This window comes from Nocardia sp. NPDC041819 (genome assembly GCF_055590505.1).
The window spans coordinates 107,152-124,809 of the sequence record NZ_JBVJAP010000001.1; the positions used below are offsets into that span (position 1 = coordinate 107,152).

General features: G+C 69.8%; 17 protein-coding genes. 6 read left to right on the forward strand and 11 right to left on the reverse strand.

Going from position 1 to position 17,658, the window contains the following annotated elements; all coding sequences use genetic code 11:
* Nucleotides 1-11: 11 nt before the first annotated feature.
* Both ACZ6DL_RS00505 and ACZ6DL_RS00510 read right to left on the reverse strand, forming a co-directional pair.
* Nucleotides 12-668, reverse strand: a complete 657-nt coding sequence (locus tag ACZ6DL_RS00505) for a class I SAM-dependent methyltransferase (protein WP_466048006.1) — start codon at nucleotides 666-668, stop codon at nucleotides 12-14.
* Nucleotides 669-778: 110 nt separating this feature from the next.
* Nucleotides 779-1,006 (reverse strand): hypothetical protein, encoded by a 228-nt coding sequence (locus ACZ6DL_RS00510; protein ID WP_393227881.1) that lies wholly within the window; start codon nucleotides 1,004-1,006, stop codon nucleotides 779-781.
* A 432-nt stretch (nucleotides 1,007-1,438) separates the two neighbouring features.
* On the opposite strand from ACZ6DL_RS00510, the gene ACZ6DL_RS00515 reads away from it, so the two are divergent.
* Nucleotides 1,439-2,269, forward strand: coding sequence for a mycofactocin-coupled SDR family oxidoreductase (locus ACZ6DL_RS00515; RefSeq protein WP_466048008.1), 831 nt, complete (start codon nucleotides 1,439-1,441; stop codon nucleotides 2,267-2,269).
* A gap of 136 nt (nucleotides 2,270-2,405) precedes the next feature.
* The gene (locus ACZ6DL_RS00520; protein WP_466048010.1) at nucleotides 2,406-2,795 is read left to right on the forward strand and encodes an STAS domain-containing protein; all 390 of its coding nucleotides are present in this window, start codon (nucleotides 2,406-2,408) and stop codon (nucleotides 2,793-2,795) included.
* Between the two features lie 79 nt (nucleotides 2,796-2,874).
* Here ACZ6DL_RS00520 and ACZ6DL_RS00525 read toward each other — a convergent pair whose 3' ends face one another.
* Nucleotides 2,875-3,939 carry a DoxX family protein gene (locus ACZ6DL_RS00525; RefSeq protein WP_466048012.1) on the reverse strand — a complete coding sequence of 355 codons (1,065 nt, stop codon included), beginning with the start codon at nucleotides 3,937-3,939 and terminating at the stop codon, nucleotides 2,875-2,877.
* 191 nt (nucleotides 3,940-4,130) lie between these two features.
* Here ACZ6DL_RS00525 and ACZ6DL_RS00530 point away from each other — a divergent pair, with 191 nt between their 5' ends.
* Complete coding sequence (locus ACZ6DL_RS00530; protein WP_157172852.1) at nucleotides 4,131-4,415, forward strand: hypothetical protein; 285 nt, start codon at nucleotides 4,131-4,133, stop codon at nucleotides 4,413-4,415.
* A 7-nt stretch (nucleotides 4,416-4,422) separates the two neighbouring features.
* Here the strand turns inward: ACZ6DL_RS00530 and ACZ6DL_RS00535 are convergent, their stop codons facing one another.
* From ACZ6DL_RS00535 to ACZ6DL_RS00560, 6 genes are all read right to left on the reverse strand, one after another.
* Nucleotides 4,423-5,271: an alpha/beta fold hydrolase gene (locus ACZ6DL_RS00535; RefSeq protein WP_466048015.1), complete on the reverse strand. Its 849-nt coding sequence runs from the start codon at nucleotides 5,269-5,271 to the stop codon at nucleotides 4,423-4,425.
* A gap of 84 nt (nucleotides 5,272-5,355) precedes the next feature.
* Nucleotides 5,356-7,107 (reverse strand): N-acyl-D-amino-acid deacylase family protein, encoded by a 1,752-nt coding sequence (locus ACZ6DL_RS00540; protein ID WP_466048017.1) that lies wholly within the window; start codon nucleotides 7,105-7,107, stop codon nucleotides 5,356-5,358.
* A gap of 4 nt (nucleotides 7,108-7,111) precedes the next feature.
* Nucleotides 7,112-8,761 carry a steroid-24-oyl-CoA synthetase gene (gene casG, locus ACZ6DL_RS00545; protein WP_466048019.1) on the reverse strand — a complete coding sequence of 550 codons (1,650 nt, stop codon included), beginning with the start codon at nucleotides 8,759-8,761 and terminating at the stop codon, nucleotides 7,112-7,114.
* Between the two features lie 28 nt (nucleotides 8,762-8,789).
* On the reverse strand, nucleotides 8,790-9,836 hold the full coding sequence (locus tag ACZ6DL_RS00550; RefSeq protein ID WP_466049497.1) for an NAD(P)-dependent alcohol dehydrogenase: 1,047 nt from the start codon (nucleotides 9,834-9,836) through the stop codon (nucleotides 8,790-8,792).
* Nucleotides 9,836-10,993 carry a serine hydrolase domain-containing protein gene (locus tag ACZ6DL_RS00555; RefSeq protein ID WP_466048020.1) on the reverse strand — a complete coding sequence of 386 codons (1,158 nt, stop codon included), beginning with the start codon at nucleotides 10,991-10,993 and terminating at the stop codon, nucleotides 9,836-9,838. Before ACZ6DL_RS00555 ends, ACZ6DL_RS00550 begins: the two co-directional genes overlap by 1 nt.
* A 7-nt stretch (nucleotides 10,994-11,000) precedes the next feature.
* Complete coding sequence (locus tag ACZ6DL_RS00560; RefSeq protein WP_466048022.1) at nucleotides 11,001-12,368, reverse strand: flavin-containing monooxygenase; 1,368 nt, start codon at nucleotides 12,366-12,368, stop codon at nucleotides 11,001-11,003.
* Nucleotides 12,369-12,577: 209 nt separating this feature from the next.
* Between ACZ6DL_RS00560 and ACZ6DL_RS00565 the strand changes: the two genes are divergently transcribed.
* Both ACZ6DL_RS00565 and ACZ6DL_RS00570 read left to right on the forward strand, forming a co-directional pair.
* Nucleotides 12,578-13,198 carry a TetR/AcrR family transcriptional regulator gene (locus tag ACZ6DL_RS00565; protein ID WP_466048024.1) on the forward strand — a complete coding sequence of 207 codons (621 nt, stop codon included), beginning with the start codon at nucleotides 12,578-12,580 and terminating at the stop codon, nucleotides 13,196-13,198.
* A gap of 332 nt (nucleotides 13,199-13,530) precedes the next feature.
* The gene (locus tag ACZ6DL_RS00570) at nucleotides 13,531-14,289 is read left to right on the forward strand and encodes a DUF6319 family protein (RefSeq protein ID WP_466048026.1); all 759 of its coding nucleotides are present in this window, start codon (nucleotides 13,531-13,533) and stop codon (nucleotides 14,287-14,289) included.
* Nucleotide 14,290: 1 nt separating this feature from the next.
* Here ACZ6DL_RS00570 and ACZ6DL_RS00575 read toward each other — a convergent pair whose 3' ends face one another.
* Both ACZ6DL_RS00575 and ACZ6DL_RS00580 read right to left on the reverse strand, forming a co-directional pair.
* On the reverse strand, nucleotides 14,291-15,823 hold the full coding sequence (locus tag ACZ6DL_RS00575) for a diguanylate cyclase domain-containing protein (protein WP_466048028.1): 1,533 nt from the start codon (nucleotides 15,821-15,823) through the stop codon (nucleotides 14,291-14,293).
* 44 nt (nucleotides 15,824-15,867) lie between these two features.
* Entirely contained in the window at nucleotides 15,868-16,017 is a 150-nt protein-coding gene (locus ACZ6DL_RS00580; RefSeq protein ID WP_466048030.1) for a hypothetical protein, read from the reverse strand.
* Between the two features lie 327 nt (nucleotides 16,018-16,344).
* Between ACZ6DL_RS00580 and galK the strand changes: the two genes are divergently transcribed.
* Nucleotides 16,345-17,469 carry a galactokinase gene (gene galK, locus ACZ6DL_RS00585; protein WP_466048032.1) on the forward strand — a complete coding sequence of 375 codons (1,125 nt, stop codon included), beginning with the start codon at nucleotides 16,345-16,347 and terminating at the stop codon, nucleotides 17,467-17,469.
* Nucleotides 17,470-17,658: the final 189 nt, after the last annotated feature.

Here is a 17,658-nt window from a genome sequence, read left to right on the forward strand (position 1 = left end):
TCCGGCTCGGGTCAGCGGCGGCGAATTCGCAGGATGTTGTCCTTTCGCGTGCCCGGCTGCCCCTCCGGGCCCGCGTGCTCGCGCTCGACCACGTCCTCCACTTCCACCTGCCATTCGGCCGGGTCGAGCGCGAGGTCGGCGCGTACCTCGGCGGTGGTCGGGAAGTGCACGTCGGCGGGCGGTTCCAGCACCCAGCTGGGCCACTGCGCGTGCCCGACGATCAGCAGCAGCCCGCCGGGCGTCACCGCCTCCGCGGCCCGGCGCAGGATTCGCGTCCGTTCACCGTCCTGGGCCGCCGGTGAGTGCAGATACTGCGCCGTGACGAGGTCGTAGCGCCCGGACGGGAAGGTGTGGTCGAGATCGTGCCGCTGCCAATCGATTTCGCCGGACAGCTGCTGTCGCGTCGCTTGTGCCCTGGCGCGGGCCAGCGCGGTCTCCGAGACATCCACCGCCGTCACCCGCCAGCCGCGCTCGGCCAGCCAGATCGCGTCGGCGCCCTCGGCGCAGCCCAGGTCCAGGGCCGTACCCGGGGCGACCGCTTCGATCTCCCGCACCAGCAGGAAGTTCGGCCGTCCCGACCAGATCTGGTCGCGTTCCTGGTAGAAGGACTCCCAGAACTCGACCGTCGTCGGCGTGGTCCCGTCCCGGTGGTGGTGTGTCGCACTCATGCGTCCCACCATCCACCGGACCGACCGTATCGGCAAATATAGTTGCCGGCTCGGCAACGACCTCGGGCGGCCGCGGCGGGGCGCCGGGCCCCGTCACGCCCGCCCGAGTGTCAGCAGTCGTCGAGCGGGTCGCGCAGGATCATGCCCTCGGCAGCACGCAGGCGCGTGGTCATGGTTGTCAGCAGATCGACGGAATCCTCGGAGAGGCCGATGGCCGTGTGCAGCAGCCTGCGCAGCCGCGGGCTGGTCAGCCGGGCGGCCAGGGTGCTGTCGTGCTCGGTCGGTTCGGTGTCGAGCTGTCGGTCGAGATTCACGGGAAGGTACTCACAATCGGTCATCGGGCCCCCTGGAACCACTGTGGATGCGCCGACCGTGCCAGGAACGATGGGTAGGCACGGGCGAAATCGTTCCGGGGCGCAGCGTACATCGCACCCAGTTGGTCGCTGGACCGGGTCGGAAAGGTTGCATGTGGTCTCCGTGCCGCAGTCGGGTCGGTTCGTGCGCGCCGTGGCCGTGCCCGCTCCGGCGCCGAGACCACACCCATTGTTCCACTGTCCCTGGCGATTTCGGCAAAACGGCCCGTCGGCGCAGGTCGCGGACGTGGCGCTGCGCGCACCGGTGGCCACGCGCGGGCGCGCCCGCCGCTCGTTCCCATCGGGGGGAAATCGCTCGACGGTGGCCCTGCCTGCCGGAAAATCGGGAGCCCGCGCCGTCCACACGTGACACGATGGGGGCGGCCGAAGCAGGTACCGACCGATGAAGGGCCAGTGATGGGGCATCTCGACGATCGGGTGGCTGTGATCACCGGCGGCGCTCGCGGACAGGGGCGCGCGCACGCTCTCGCGCTGGCGGACGCGGGCGCGGACATCGTGGTGTGTGACATCGCCGCACCCTTGTCCGGCCTTCCCTACGAGCTGAGTACTCCCGACGATCTGGCCGAGACCGCCGCGCTGGTCGAGCGCACCGGCCGCCGCTGCGTCGCGGTGCGGGCCGACGTGCGCAGCCTGGAACAGATGCGGACGGTCGCCGAGCGCGCGCTGGAGGAATTCGACCGCATCGACATCCTGATCGCCAACGCGGGCATCGCCTCCAACTCGCCCGTCGCGGAGATGGACGAGCAGTTGTGGCAGGACATGATCGACACCAACCTGACCGGTGTGTTCCACAGCTTCCGCGCGGTCGTGCCGCACATGATCGAGCGTCGCTGGGGTCGCGTGGTGGCCACCTCGTCCATCGTGGCGAAGATGGGCGTGCGCAACGCGGCGCACTACGCCGCGAGCAAATGGGGTGTGCTGGGCTTGGTGAAGTCGCTGTCCCTGGAGGTGGCGGAGTACGGCATCACGGTGAACGCCCTGCTGCCGTCCGGGGTGGACACCGACATGATCCAGAACCCCGCCACCTGGCGGCTCATGATGCCGGACAAGGAGAATCCCACCAAGGAGGACTGGATGGCGATCATCGAATCCGGCCCGCCCAACGGCGATCTGATTCAGCCCGCCGAGGTGGCCGAGGCGGTGCTGCTGCTGGTCTCCGAGCACGGCCGCCACTTCAACGGCGAGGCCGTCACCATCTCCTGCGGCGGAAGCGCGAGTACGTCCTAGGGTCCGAGCGCCTGACCGGAAAGCGTAGTCCGCGAACACAGTTCGCGCCGTGGCGCTCCTGTACAGACCTCGCGCACCATGCTTCACTGGAAGCGCAAAGTCTGTGCAGTGCCAGCTTCCGGCCAGGAGTCAGCGCATGTCCCGACACGCCGAATGGACTGATCCGCTTCGTTTTTCGGTGTGCCGCCCGCGCCGCGACGTCATCCTGCTGATGGTCGAGGGCGAGATCGATGCCGCGACCGTGCCCCGGTTTCGCGCGGAGCTGGCGGGCGCCTGCCTGCACCCCGCGGCCACGCTCGTGCTCGACCTCTCACCGGTCACCTTCCTGGCGGCGGCGGGGCTGAGCGTCTTGGTCGAAGCGCAGGCCGAAGCCACGCGGTCCCGCCGCAGGCTGGTGCTGATCACCATGGTGCGACCGGTGGATCGCGCGATCGAGGTCACCGGCCTGGCCGGCCGATTCCATCGGGTGTCCTCCCTCGATGCCGCCCTCGTCGGCCTCGCGCCCGGTTACGACGAGACGGCCTGACCGCCACGGCCGGAGAAGGGTCGCCGACGCGCAGGCGGTGCGCCCCGAGGCGAGGCACCCGCCCTGCTCGTCCGGAGCCTCAGTGGCGCCGCGACTCGATCGCCTCGCGGGCCGCCTGCGCTTTCCGGGCGCCCCGCTCGCGAGCCAGCTGCGCCGTGTGTGCGCTGCGTTCCCGGGCGGCGTCGGCGATCTCCGGTCCGCGCTCCTTGGCGACCTCCGCCCATTCGGCCCCGCGCTGCTTGGCCAGATCCGCGAGATGCGCGCTCCGTTCCTTGGCGATCTCCGCGAACTCGGCGCCCCGCTCCTTGGCGATCTCCGCCCACTCCGCGCCGCGCTCCTTGGCGACCTCCGCCCAGTCGGTGCCCCGTTCTTTGGCGACCTCCGCCCAGTCGGTGCCCCGTTCTTTGGCGACCTCCGCCCAGTCGGCGCCCCGCTCTTTAGCGATCTCGGCCCACTCCGACCCGTGTTCCTTGGCGGTACCGGCCAGCTCACTGCCGTGTTCCTTGGCCGCCTCCGCCCATCCCGGGCCGTGACGCTGAGCCGTCTCGGCGAGTTCCGCGCCCTTGCTCGCCGCCACCGCTCCGAGCGCACGCGCCCGTTCCGCGGCCTCTTGCGCGTGCTTGCGCAATGCCGCGCCGGTGGCGGTCTCGGAGGTAGCGCCGAACGGCAGTGCGGCGGTGACCGCGGCGGCGGCGTCGCGGGCGGCCCGGCGGCCGCGCCAGCCCAGCGACGGCTTGCCCTCGGTGTCGGCCGCGGTGATCATCAGCCCGCCGAGGAGGCCGAGGTCCTTGAGGAACGCGGTCCGCTTCGCCGATTTACGAGCCGGATCCTGCTCGTTCCAGAAATCCTGCTCGGTGACGGCCGCGGGCACGACGGTCGCCGCGAGCACCAGGGCGGCCAGTCGTGGCGCCTTGCCCAGCGCCAGCAGCACGCCGCCACTCACTTGGGCGAGGGCGTTGACCTGGACGACCGTCGTCGGATTGGACGGCAATTTTGTGGCAATCTCTTCGGGCAGCTGCCGGTGCCCCCGTTCGAGCAGTGCGTTCGCGGCCTTGACCCGCTCATCCGGGCGCCGCAGCGTATCGACCCCGTCTACTACGAACGCGGTGGCCAGTAGCGGCCGGGCGAGTCGGCGCAACAACATGACAGAACCCCTTCCCTTGATGTAGTCACGAATCGGATTCCCGCCCGCCCCGTCACCAAACAAGCCGGTGCGCCGCCGTGTGAAGGCCGCCTCATCCGGGTAACAGCTAATCGAGAGAGATCGATTCAGGGGGAAAGGCGTCGCGGCTCACGCTCCCGCCTCCCGCCCTGCTCCGCTGGAAGGTATCCGCTGTGAACACCTACACGGCCACAACGGCTTTCGAAGCCGTCGTCGCCGAGTTGCCCGCTGCACCGAGGTGCACGTTCCGCTTCGACTCCGTCCCGTGTCGTCATCGCGCCGAGTGGTTCATCCGTAAACGGTCCTGCTGCCACCCGGCGGGTGTGGATTTCCTCTGCGAGACCTGCCATACCCGCATCCATTGGATGCTGGATATCGGCATGGTGTTCGAATGCGCCGGATGCGGCGTGCACTCGGACAGTTTCGCCGAACTCTGCCCGACCGCGGCTCCGCTCTGAGCGCGGCTCAGCGCTCGCCCGCCCGCTCCCGCGCGACGATATCGGCGAGGAAGCCGGTGATGATCGCAGTCACCTGCTCCGGGGCCTCCACCATCGGGAGATGACCACAGTCGGGTAGCTCCACCGCCGTGTGCGGGCGCAGCCTGTGGTTGAGCCGCCCGCCCGCCTTCGCCGACAGAATGCGATTGCGCCGCCCCCAGATCGTGCAGATCGGCGGGAAGCCGGCAGGCGGATCGAACGTGTCCAGCGCGCGGTAGGACGGGAAATCCTGGACCAAGCCGTGCAGGGCCAGCAGCCTGCCCCGATCCGTCCAATGCGCCCGCACGCGCGGCTCGTGCCGGATATTGCGGCCTCGGCCGCGGGGGCCGAGCTGATTTCCGACGATCAGCGAGACCACCGGGTCCGGCAGCCTGATCCGGCGGGCCAGCGGCGCCAGCGGCAGCCGCGCGTCGAGACGAGCCAGGCCGGCCGATTGTCCCGAACTGACGGTGTCCAGGGTGAGCGGATTCATCAGCACGAGCGCGCGCACCCGCTCAGGATGACCCATGGTGTAGCGCAGCGAGGTGGCGCTGCCGAGGCAGTTGCCGATCAGCACCACGTCGGTGCGCCGGTGGGCGTCCAGGAACGCCGCGAGCATGTCGACGTAATCGGTGAGGCGGTAGCCCGTGGCGGGCTGGTCGGATTGCCCGTAGCCGGGCAGATCGAGCGCGAAGACCTCGTGCTCGTCGCGCAGGGCGGCGACCTGGTCGTCCCAGATCCGGCGTTGCGTTCCCGCGTTGTGCAGGAACACGATCGGAGACCCGCTGCCCACGCGGTCGTAGACGACGGCCCTGCCCCGATGCTCGAAAACGTCCACGCCGACTCCCTACGAACGACCGGCGACCGAGCCGCCGGTCCTCGCGATTTTACCGGCGGGCACGGCCGCGCAGGGGCGTTCCGATCACCGGACGGCGGTCGTCGCGCGCAGGAACCGGCCGGTCCGGCGGGTGCCGAGGACCTCAGCGGGAGCGCCGTCACCGAAGACCCGCACGCCTCCGACGAACACCGCGGTGACCGTGTCGTCGTTGCGGTTCACCATGCGCGGCAGGTTGTCGAACGGGGCGATCGGCGATTCCTGGTAAGCGTCGAGCGAATCGTCCAGGTGGGCCGGATCGAGGACGACGACGTCGGCTCGGTCGCCCGCCCTCAGGTGCCCGGCGTCCAAGCCGTACCAGTCCGCGAGTTCGCCGGTGAGCCGGTGCACCGCCTGTTCCACCGACAGGAACGGGCGACCGGCGTCCGCGGCGTCACGCACGCGGCGCAGGAAGCGGAGCCCGAAGTTGTAGAACGCCATGTTGCGCAGATGCGCCCCCGCATCGGAGAAGCCCAGTTGCACGCCCGGGTCGGCGGCGAGCCGATCGAGCACCTCCGGTCGATGATTGGAGATCGTCGTGCGCCAGCGCACCTTGCTGCCGTGCTCCACCACGAGGTCGAGGAACGCGTCCACCGGATGCACGCCGCCGCGCTCGGAGCCCACCTGGCCGAAGGTCTTGCCGATCACGGTGGGGTCGGGGCATTCGACGATCTGCGCGTCGAAGAAGTCGCGGTGCCATACACGTGGACCGAACTTCTTGTCGTAGTCCGCGCGGAAGCGGCGCCGATAGTTCTCGTCGCGCAGCAGTTCCCGTCGTTCGTCCACCTGATCGGCCAAGTGCAGCGCTTCGGCGCCGGAGCCGAACTCCTCGAACACCACCAGGTCGATGCCGTCGGCGTAGACCTCGAAGGGCACCGGAAGGTGCTGCCAGCGGAAATTGCCGCCCAGCTTGTTCAACACCCGCGCGATCAGTGGAAACAGGTGCACGACAGCGGGAATCGCCTTGATGTCGGCGGCCGAGAGCAGGCTGACCTTCAGCGGCCTGCGGAACAGGCCGAGACTGCTGGCCGCCATGGTGATCAGGCTGTGCGGCCGGGACACGTCCGGCCCGCCCTGCAACGCCCCGCCGCGCCGTCGCAGCACGGTGTTGAGCCGGTGCCGTTCCCGCAGCGTCGCGTAGGTGGAGGGCAGCGTGCGCGATCGGCACACCTCGCCGTCGAGTTTGTCGAACAACAACTGCTGAGAGGACATGCCGACGAATCCCGCGTCCAGCGCCTCGGTCAGTTTCGCCTCCATCCCGGCCAGTTCGGCGGCATCGGGCCGGACGTCCTTGCGGGTGGCGCGCTCCAGACCGAGTTCGGCGGCGCGAATATCCGAATGCCCGATGAACGCGGCGACATTCGGTCCCAAGGGCAGCCGGTCCAGGGCGGCCGCGTACTCGTGCGCCGAGCGCCAGGTCTTGTGCTCGTCCACCGCCGCGACGACGTGCTTGCGCGGAATCGCCTCGACCCGGGCGAACAAGTCGCCCGCGTCGGAGGCGTCGACGTGCACGGTCGACAACGAACACGAGCCCAACAGCACCGTGGTGATGCCGTGCCGCAGCGATTCGGTCAGCGCCGGATGCTGGAGCACCTCCACGTCGTAATGGGTGTGGATGTCGAGCATCCCCGGGATCACCCACTTCCCGGTGGCGTCCACGACGTTCGGACAGGCCGGGTCGTCGATCGGCTCGGCCGAGATGGTCGCGATCCGCCCGTCGTGGATGCCGAGGTGCCTGATCGCCGAGGGCGCGCCGGTGCCGTCGAACCAGCGGCCGTTCGCGATGATGGTGTCGTACATGGATTCACACCTCGAGTTGGGCGCGTACGACCTTGCCGGTCGCATTGCGGGGGAGTGCGGTGGTGGTGAGCCGCCAGCGGGCGGGCACCTTGTAGTAGGCGAGCCGCTCGGCGGTGAACGCGCGCAGCTCGTCTTCGCTGATGGCCGTGCTGTTGTCGACCACGACCAACGCGGCGACCTGCTGACCGAGGTCGGCGTCGGGCACGCCGATGACCGCGCATTCGCGCACCGCGGGATGCTCATCGAGGCACTGCTCGATCTCGGTGGGATAGACGTTCTCCCCGCCGCGCAGGATGAGATCCGAACGGCGCCCGGACAACCGCAGTCTGCCGTCCTCCAGGATCCCGATATCGCCGGTACGCAACCAGCGATCCGCGGTGATCGCCGCCGCGGTCGCCGTCTCGTCCTGCCAGTACCCCAGCATCACGTAGGGGCTGCGCACCCAGATCTCGCCTTCCGCGCCGTCGGGGACGGCGTTGCCCGCGCTGTCCCGGATCTCCAGCGTGACCCCGACGACCGGTCGTCCCACGGTGTCCGGGAACGCCGCCAGCTCGGCCGGACTCGCCAGCGTCGCGGCGGTGCTGCATTCGGTGAGCCCGTAGCTGGTCACCAGCGCGTTGCGGGCGACGGGCAATTGATCGCGCAGCTTCTGTTGCAGCGCGGCCGACGACGGCGCCGAGTTCAGTGAGAACGAGGCCAGCGAGGACAGGTCGTAGCCGGACAGGTCGAGCTCCAGCATCCTGGTGGCCATGGTCGGCATGGCGCCCCAGTTGGTGACCCGTTCGGTCTCGATCAGTCGCAGCACCCGGTCGGCGTCGAACGACCCTCGGTGGATCACCGCCGCGTCGCCGGTGACCAGCCGGGGGACCACCAGGTTGTGCAGGCTGGCGATGTGGAACAGCGGCGAGGTGAGCAGGAAGCGTCGCCCGCTGGGCAGCTCGGTCGCGCCGGTGAGCGCGGCGGCCAGCGCGTCGTTGAAGAGGTGGTAATCGGTGACAGCCACCAGGTTCCGGTGCGAGTGCACCGCCCCCTTGGGGCGTCCGCTGGTGCCGCTGGTGTAGAGGATCACCGCGGGGTCGTCTTCGTCGATATCGGCGTGCGGCAATTCGTCGGTCCGGTGTGCGGCGATGAGCGCTGGTACGTCGTGCTCCATGGTGAGCAGGGGGATCCTGATGTCCAGTTCCGCCACCGTCGCGGCGCGCTTCGCGTCGACGACGAGCACGGTGGGGCTGGTGTGCTCGACGCCGTAGGCGATCTCGCGCGGCGCCCACCACGCGTTGTAACCCACCGCGATCGCGCCGAGCGCCTGGGCCGCCCAGAAGGTGATGACCCACTCGGGTGTGTTCGCGGCGAGAATGCCGACGCGGTCGCCCTTTCCGACGCCGAATCGGTCGCGCAGGGCCGTGGCCAGTGCCGCGACCGCGGCGGCGTGCTCGGTGAACGATATCCGGCGGTCCGCCGTGACCAGGTAGTCCTGGTCGCCGTGCGCCGACGCGGCGAGGAGTACCTCGCGTAGCGAGGACTTGCGGTGGCGTAGCACCGGCATCGGTGCGCCGAGCACATCCTCGACCACCATCTCGAATCGACCGCCGGGTCCGGTGAGCCGGCCCGCTGCTTCCGCCACGAACGCCTGCTGGTCCAAGGGCTTTGTCATATCGGGTACTTCCTAGTGGGTCGATGAGTCACGGCTCGGGGATCAGGACCGCTCGGCCGGTGACCAGGCCGCGTTCCAGCCGGTCCAGGGCAGCGCGCCCCTCGGCCAGGGGATAGCGCTCCACCTCGACGCGTAGCTTGCCCGACGTGGCCAGTGCCACGGAGTCGATCAAGTCGGATCTGGTGCCGCCGTAGGTCTTCCGTACCGACGCTCCCCACGGCCAACCGGTGCCGTCGGCCGGCGCCGCGGTGATCTCCGGCGCGCCGCCGCCGAGGCCGATCATGCGGTATGCCCCGTTGGGCGCCACCGACTCCACCGCGAGCCGTGCGGTGGTCTGGACGCCGACGAAGTCGAACACCGCGTCGGCGCCGCGGCCTGCGGTCCGGGCGAGGATCTCTGCGGCGGTGTCGTCGCCCGCGACGAATCCCTCCGCCGCTCCGCAGCGCGCGGCGAGTTCGAGTTTGTCGGCGCTCACGTCCACGGCCAGCACCCGGGCCGCCGTGGTCGCGGCGAGGATCTGCACCGCGACGTGACCGAGCCCGCCGATCCCGATGACCACTGCCACCGACCCGGGGCCGAGGTGCTCGCGAGCGCCGCGGATGGCGTGATAACTCGACAGCGCGGCGTCGGCCAGCGGCGCGGCCTGGGCGAAATCGAGGTCGCCGATCGGCACGAAGGAACTCGCGGGCACCCGGATGTAGTCGGCCATCCCGCCGTCCGGCCCGAGACCGGGGCACGGCGGCATGGCGGTGCGGCCCGCGGCGCGGCAGACGTTCTCGTTGCCGCTCACGCACTCCCGGCAGACCCCGCACGACCAGCACAGGTACACGATGCCGCGCTCGCCGGTCCCGCGGCCGTCCACCCCGTCGCCGACGGCCTCGATGGTGCCCGCGATCTCGTGGCCCAGGGTCAACGGCTCCTCGCGCATCCGGAACGGGAGGTGCAGCACGTGCAGGTCCGAATGGCAGATGCCGGCCGCGCCCACGCGCAGCAGTAGATCGGTGGGACCGATCTCCGGAATCGGCACCTCGCGCAGTTCCAGCACGCCGGGGTCGGTGAGCTGCAATGCCCGCATCATCCGCGTACCGCCGCGAACGTCGCGCGCAGATAGGCGTCGGCACGCTCGGAGCCGATCAGGCCCGGCGCCATCCGGTTCATGGTGTAGGCGAACGTGGTGCGGTGCTCGAGGTCGTTGACCACCATCGCGCCTCCGTACCCGGCCCACCAGCACACCCGGCCCTCGGGCACCTCCGGGGCGGTCTGCCGCTGCGGCAGACCGTAGCCGATGCCGAACCGCAGCGGCGTCGCGAGCGCGAGATCCACTCCGTCGGACTGCTGCCGGAAGATCAGCTCGATCGTGTCCTCCGACAGCAGCCGCCGTCCGCCGAGTTCGCCGCCGCAGGAGACCAGTGATTGCACCCGCGCTACCGAACGCGCGTTGCCGTGACCGTTCACCGCGCCGATCTCGGCTTGCCGCCATGCCGCGCTCGCGGTCTCGGCGATGTCGAGCAGCGGGCTGGTGAGCGTCTTGACCAGCACGCTGTCCTGATCGAGCGCAGCCATGTCGAACTCCGGCATGGTGGGCGGGACCAAGGTGGCGATCCGCCCGTGGTGCTCCGGTGCGGTGCCGATGTGGAAGTCCGCGCCCAGCGGCCCGGCTAGTTCCGCGGCGAAGAACTCGCCCAGCGAGCGTCCGGTGACGCGGCGGATCACCGCGCCGATCAGGTGGCCGTAGGCGAGCGCGTGGTACCCCGAGGCGGTGCCCGGCTCCCACCACGGCGGTTGGCTCGCCAGGCGGGCGGCGGACGCTTCCGCGTCGTAGATGTCGGCGAGTTCGATCGGCGGCTGCCATCCCGAGACGCCAGAGGTGTGTGCCAGCAGATGACGAATCTCGATGTCGCCCTTGCCGTTCGCCGCGAACTCCGGCCAGTGCTCGGCCACCTTCGCGTACACGTCCAGCTCGCCGCGCTCGACCAGCAGCAGGGCGCACAGCGCCGTCATGGTCTTGGTGAGGGAGAAGACGTTGACCAAGGTGTCCTCGGTCCACGGCGCGGTGCGTCCGGGGTCGCGGTACCCGCCCCAGAGGTCGACGACCGGTTCGCCGTCGACGCTGACGCAGATCGAGGCGCCGAGTTCGTCACCGGAAGCGAGCCGGGTCTCCAGTTCCGTTCGGACCTGCGCGAATCGCTCGGCGCAGAAGCCCGATGTGGCAGTTCCCGCGGTAGTGGTCATCGCCGCCTCACACCTGTTCGAGTGCCCAGGCCCGCACCGGCAACGCGTTTCCCGCGGCGGTGGCGCGTTTCGCGCCGCGCGCGAGTTCCCGCCGCAAGTCCCGCACGTAAGGTTCGAATTCGATCTGGATGGTGTGCCGGGGCGAGTCGTAGTAGCGGCCCGTCCTGGCCGATTCCGCGGACCGGATGGCCGCTCGCATCTCCTCCGCCGACGGCAGGTGATAGCGGCCGGTGAGGTAGGCGGCGACCAGCTTGCTCTGCTGCTCGGCGAAGTTCACCAGCGTGGGCAGCGGCTGGGCCAGCCCGAGGAAGAACAGATTGTCGATGCCGGGCTTGATCATCTGCTTGAACAGCGGGAAACGGTTGTCGCGGTCGGGCAGCAGCTCGGGGTCGGAGAAGAACGGGAAGGAGATGCGGTAACCGGTGGCGCAGACGATCACGTCCACCTCTTCGACGCTGCCGTCGGCGAAGCGCACCCGCGAGCCTTCCAGCGCGGTGATCGCGGGCTTGAAGGCGATGTCGCCGCAGCCGGCGCGGTGCAGGAATTCCTCGCTCGCGGAGGGATGGGCCTCGAACGGCAGATGGTCCGGCTCGGGCAGGCCGTAGTCCCGCATATTGCCGCGGAACTTCCGGACGAATCGCTGCTTGAGCTTGAGACCGAGCTTCGGCGGCATCCATCGTGGCATCGAGCGCTTGTCGCCGACCTTGCCGTTGACGTACTTCGGCAGCACCCAGACCCCGCGCCGGGCGGAGACGTAGAGCTTCGCGGCGATGAATCGCTGCGACAGCTCGGAGGCGATATCCAGTCCCGAATTGCCCATGCCGACCACCACGACCCGTTTGCCACGCATGTCGACGGGGTCGAACGGGTCGTTGTAGGCGTGGCTGTGCAGCAGCGTGCCGTCGAATTCTCCCGGGTAGTCCGGCAAGCGCGGATCCCAATGGTGCCCGTTGCAGACGACGAGCGCGTCGTAGTCCTCGGTGTGCCCGTCGCTCGTCGTGATCAGCCAGCGACCGTCCGCCCCGCGCTCGGCGGCGGTCACCTTGGTGCCGAACACGATCCGGTCGCGGATGCCGAAATGGTCGACGTAGTCGCGGAAGTACTGGAACAGCTGCGAATGATGCGGGAAGTCCGGCCACTCGTCGGGCGCCGGATAGTCCTCGAAGGCCAAGCGGAACTTCGACGTGTCGATGTGCAGGCTCTGATAGCAGGCCGACATGCCGTTGGGGTTCTTGAAGTACCAGTTGCCCCCGACTTCGTCGGACGCCTCGTAGCAGTCGAAGGGGATGCCGTGGTCGTTCAGCCGTTTGGCGGCGGTGATCCCGGAGGGGCCCGCCCCGATCACGCAGACGCGGGGGAGTGCGGTTGACGTCATTCACTGTCCTCGTGCTGGGGGGCCGTCGTCGATGACGGCCGAACAATCCGGCGCGGGTGGCGCCGGAGTGACGTAGGCAACAAAATAACACTCGCTAGACATTGCGTCCAGTGAATGACGCACTGTCTATCAAGACCGTCCGTGCGTAGACTCGGTCAGCGGAAGCAGCACGTCAGCCCGGCTTTACGGAGACGAGGTACCGGTTCACCATGCGGACGAACGCGAACACGAACCTGCGGGAGGAGCAGAAACAGCAGACCAGGGCTCGCCTGCTGGAGGCCGCCAAGGAGCTGTTCGCCACCCGCGGCTACGCGGCCGTGCGGGTGGACGAGATCGCCGCCGCGGTCGGTTGCAGCCGCGCCACGTTCTACCTGCACTTCGCGGGCAAGCTGGAGATCCTGCGCGCGATCGCCGAGCAGGGCACCGCGCCCACCGCGCTGCACTTCTACCAGGACCTCGACCGGGTGCTCGAGACCGGTTCGCGCGCCGAGTTCGCCGGCTGGATGACCCGCGCGATCGAGTGGTTCCACGAGTACAAGGACATGCTGCCCGCCTGGGACGAGGCGACCGCACTGGAGCCGGAGTTCCGCGAAATCGCCCGCAACGGCATTCTCGCGCTGCCCAACGCGATGACCGCCTATCTCGCCGCGTGGCCCGCCGATCGGCGCGACGAAGCGAGGTTGCGGGTGGAATTGCTTGTCGCGCAACTGGAACGATTCTTCACCCGCTGGGCGATGCAGGGCACCATCGACGTTTCGGCGGACCGAGCCGTCGAGGTGCTCACCGACATCTGGTTCCCCGCGCTGCGCCCACCGACGGCGTCGAGCTGACCGCGCCGCGGGGAATTCGGTGTGCGGTGGCGCTGCCGCGAGCATCGTCGTATGCCGCGCATCGCTGATGTCCCCCGTTGCCTGTTCGAGGGGAGCGGCGCCTGATCACCGGTGCTGCATACCGATTCGCCGGAGCGGATCATGTCGCGCATGGGGTACCGGAGTCGACTGCCGAGTCGCCGCTCGCGCAGCCCGAAATCTGTTGCCAGATATTCGCTGGTTGCTCGGATCGGACTATCCGCGGCCTCGATCCGACGGTGGCCCGCGAATCTGTCGGCGGCGTGGGGCATCATCTGTGCACGCAGCCAACCACGAAATCGCTCGGAGTCACCATGCCCTCCCCACGAACCAAGCCGCAACCATTGTCGGACAGCGAGATTCAGCAGATCGCCACGGACATCGCCGGTGGCCGCCCGCCCATGGTGTGGTTCACCGCCGCCGCGGTCGGCGTTCCGGAGGGGCGCTCGGGCAAGGTGATCGCCCTCGGCGACCCTGCCGACGGTGACTTCCTGCAGGTCCGCCCGACCGGATCGAAGGATGTACTGTCCTTCTCTCCCATCGAGGTGACCTTGACCAAGCCGCCGCGAGGGGCGGCGGGCGCCACCGCCCAGCCGAAGTCGACACCTAGGAAGGAAAACCCTGTGACCCAATCGTCGACCACGACGAGCACCGCGACTCAGCCCGCGCAGGCGAGCGCACCCCAGCCGTCGGCAGGCCCGAAGCCCGCGGAGACCCCCGCGGCCGCGAGCCGTGCCGAGAGCGCGGGCAAGCAAGCCGCGACGGCGACGGCGCCGAAGCCCGCCAAAGCGCCCGCCCGCAAGACCAAGGCGCCCGAGGTCACCGTGACGCTCACCGGCACCGCCGACGGCGAGTGGTCGATCGACGTGGTCAGCGGTAAGAAGCGCACCCTGCGCGGCCTTCCGGTGGCCGGATCCACCGTGGCGCAGGCGGCGAAGATCCTGCATCCGGAGGTGGCCGAGGTGGTCGCCGGGGTCCTGGACGCGTTGCGCGGTGTGCAGGAGGCCAAGGTGCAGCAGTTACAGGCCGAGCTCGAGGAGGCCAAGCGCCTGCTGGACGAGCTGAGCGACTGAGTCACACCGCGGGACTGGCGGATCGGGCGGCCGCGCGCCAGATCCGGCGTTCGGCGCCGGGAGTCTCGCGCCGCACGTCGTCGTGGAACGCGTAGCCGAGCGAGTACTGCTTCGCGTGGTACATGGCCGCGTCCGCGTCCCGCAACAGGCTGTGCGCATCGGTGTTCGAGCTGCGCGGACCCACGCACGCCACGCCGACACTCGCGGTGATCGGGATCTCGCCCGCGCTCAGCCCGAACGGCCGGACGAACGCGCCGAGCAGCCGTTCGGCCAGCACCGCGGCCTCCGGCCGGGCGAGCGGGGCGAGCACGACGAACTCGTCGCCGCCGTAGCGGGTCACCACGTCTTCCTGGCGCACCACCCGCCGGATCCGGCTCGCCGCCGTCGCGATCAGCTCATCGCCGACGGCGTGGCCGTAGCTGTCGTTGACCCGCTTGAAGCCGTCGAGGTCGATGAACAGCAGGCAGATCGGTCGCTCGGCCCATTGTTCGCCGCGCTGCCGCAGCGCGCGCAGCAGCGCGGCGCGGTTCAGCAATCCGGTGAGCATGTCGTGGTCGGCCTGGTACTGCGCGCGCCGCTCGCTGCGGGCACTGCGCACGATCGCGCGCTCGCTGCGCACCAGCATCCCGATCAGCAACAGTGCGAACAGCGACGACACCACCACGCGGTCGAGCGGGCGCAGGCTGGACCCGACCACCGGCACCAGCGAGGCCACGATCAGCGCGATCGCGATGAGGCTGGCGCGCTGTCGGGAGTGGTGCGGGTGGATGCGCCGCGGCATGCCGAGCGCGGCCATGGTCGGGTGCAGCGCCGCGACGCCCACGGTGGCGTAGGCGGCGAGCAGGGGAGCAAGCAGCACCTCGCGCCCGAACGCGGTCGCGCCCGCGGTCTCCAGGCTGTAGCCCAGGTCGCCGAGCAGCACCGCGATCAGCCCGGCGTGCAACAGCCACAGCGAGGTCTCCGCGCGCGTGGAGGTGGCCATCGAGTGCGCCACCAACGTGAGCAGCAGTGCGTCGAGCACCGGGTAGGTCGCCGCTACCACCGCGTCGAGCCCGGTCTCGGTGGACTGGAGAATCGGGGAGATGAGGAAGGTCCAGGAAGCCAGCAGCGCGCCGAGCCCGATGAGGGCGGAGTCCAGCAGCAGGTCGTAGTTGCCGTGCACGTGGCGCGGCCAGAACCAGATGAGCGCGGCGAGCCCCACACCGAGATAACCGAGCAGGGTGAACGCGTCGTCGAGCGGATGCAGCGCATGGTCGCCGATGTCACGCAGCGTGGTGCCGGTGGCGAACAGCACCGCCGAGCCGGACAGCAGATACCACGGCAACGGGTGCGCGGGCCGGTGGATGTGCACGCCGACGGCGATCATGGCGAGGGTCTCGCCGACGATGACGGCCATCGTGGCGAACGCCACCACCTGCGAGTCGAGCGTCAGGTGGACCGCGATCGCGGCCGCGCCTCCCCCGAGAAGCACCGCGTACCAGCCCGATCCGATCCCGCGCCGACAGCCGGGCTGTGGCTGTTCACTGGGTGTCATCAGCCCCCCTTGGTCGCTCCATCCCCGGTGCACCGGGCCGCGTACTAGATCTGGGAATCCTCCACCGCGACTTCGACGTTCGCCTGTTCGTCGAGCACTGCCCGGATGCTGTCGGCGAACGGGAACCGAGTGTTGTTGTACGAGCAGATGTCCCAACCGACCGCAGCGCGCTCGGCAACCAATGCCCTGGACAACTGATTTGATCATGGCATGGAATGCCGCCCCCTCGCGGGCAGTTGGCGCAACAAGAGTGAAACCGTGCGCGCCACGTACTCCTGCACGCGCGGGTCCGCCATCTCGGCGCGAAACTCCTCGGGACGCGGCACCGGCCGTGCGATGAAATCGCCGCGCGGGCGTCGTGCATCATGATGCCCTCCCGGTCCGACGCGGCCACCGAATTCGCAGACCGGTCTTGCGTCGGAATCGACTGTGCGTCACGAGCGCGATCGCGCGGCGCGAACAACGGTCGGGCGGGGTGTCTCGTACCCTGACACGACCGACGAGGACAGCGAGGGACGAGCTTGCGGACATGGGTGGCGCCGGGGCGGGTCAACATCATCGGTGAGCACACCGACTACAACGACGGTTACGTCCTGCCGATCGCGTTGCCGCTGGTGGTGCGGTGCGCGGCGGCGGCGCGCACCGACGGGTTGGTGCGGGTGGGCTCGCGGCAGCGGCCCGGCGAGCCGGTGCTCGTCGCGGTATCCGATCTCGACCGGCGGCGGGCAGTGGTGCCCGGGTGGGCGCGCTATCCGCTCGGCGTGGTCGCCGAGTTCACCCGGCGCGGGCACCGGATTCCCGGCGTGGATCTCGACCTCGACGGCGCGGTGCCGATCGGTGCGGGGCTGTCGTCCTCGGCGGCGCTGTCCTGCGCGGTGGCCATAGCGCTGCGTGACCTGTTCGCGCCCGGCCTGACCGACCGGATGTTGATCGACATGGCCCGTGCCGCCGAGAACGACTACGTCGGCGCGCCGACCGGCTTGCTCGACCAGTCGGCCGCGCTGCTGTGCACGGCCGGGCACGCGCTCTTGCTGGACGTGCGGGCATTCGCCGCCGACACCGCCGCGCCGCGCGGGACCGGGCACGAACAGATCCCCTTCGACCTCGCCGCGTTCGGACTCGAACTGCTGGTGATCGATACCGGGCAGCCGCACGAACTCGTGGACGGCCACTACGCCGAGCGACGCGACCAGTGCGCCGCGGCGGCCGAGGCGCTGGGCGTCACCGCTTTGCGCGATGTGGCGGCGGCCGACGTCGACCTGATCGCCGACGACGTGCTGCGCCGCCGCGCCAGGCACGTGGTGACGGAGAACGCCAGGGTGCTCGCGGTTGCCGAGAAATTGCGAGAAGGCGTCGACCCCCGGGGAATCGGGCCGATACTCACCGCGGGGCACACCTCGCTGCGCGACGACTTCGAGGTGTCCACCCCGGCACTCGACGCGGCGGTCGAGGCCGCGGTGGCGGCGGGAGCGCACGGCGGGCGCATGGTCGGCGGCGGGTTCGGCGGAAGCGCCATCGCGCTCGTCGACCGGGAGGGCACCGAGGCGGTGGTGGCGGCGGTGCGGCGGCGTTTCGCCGACGCGGGTATGGCTGCTCCGCGCACCTTCGCGGTGGTCGCCGCCGCCGGAGCGCACCGAGCCCGCTGAGCGACCGACCTGATTGTGCGCGAATGTGCCGCGCCGGTAGGGCATGATCACGCAGAGTGGTGTCAGCCGACACCATTCGGCGGGCGACGAGGAGGTCGCGCGACGCCGGGCAGGACAGCACGACGCATGCTCTCGCACGACGGACGATCTCACTCGCCGCCCCGGTTTCACCGCCAGGAGGAACGCTGT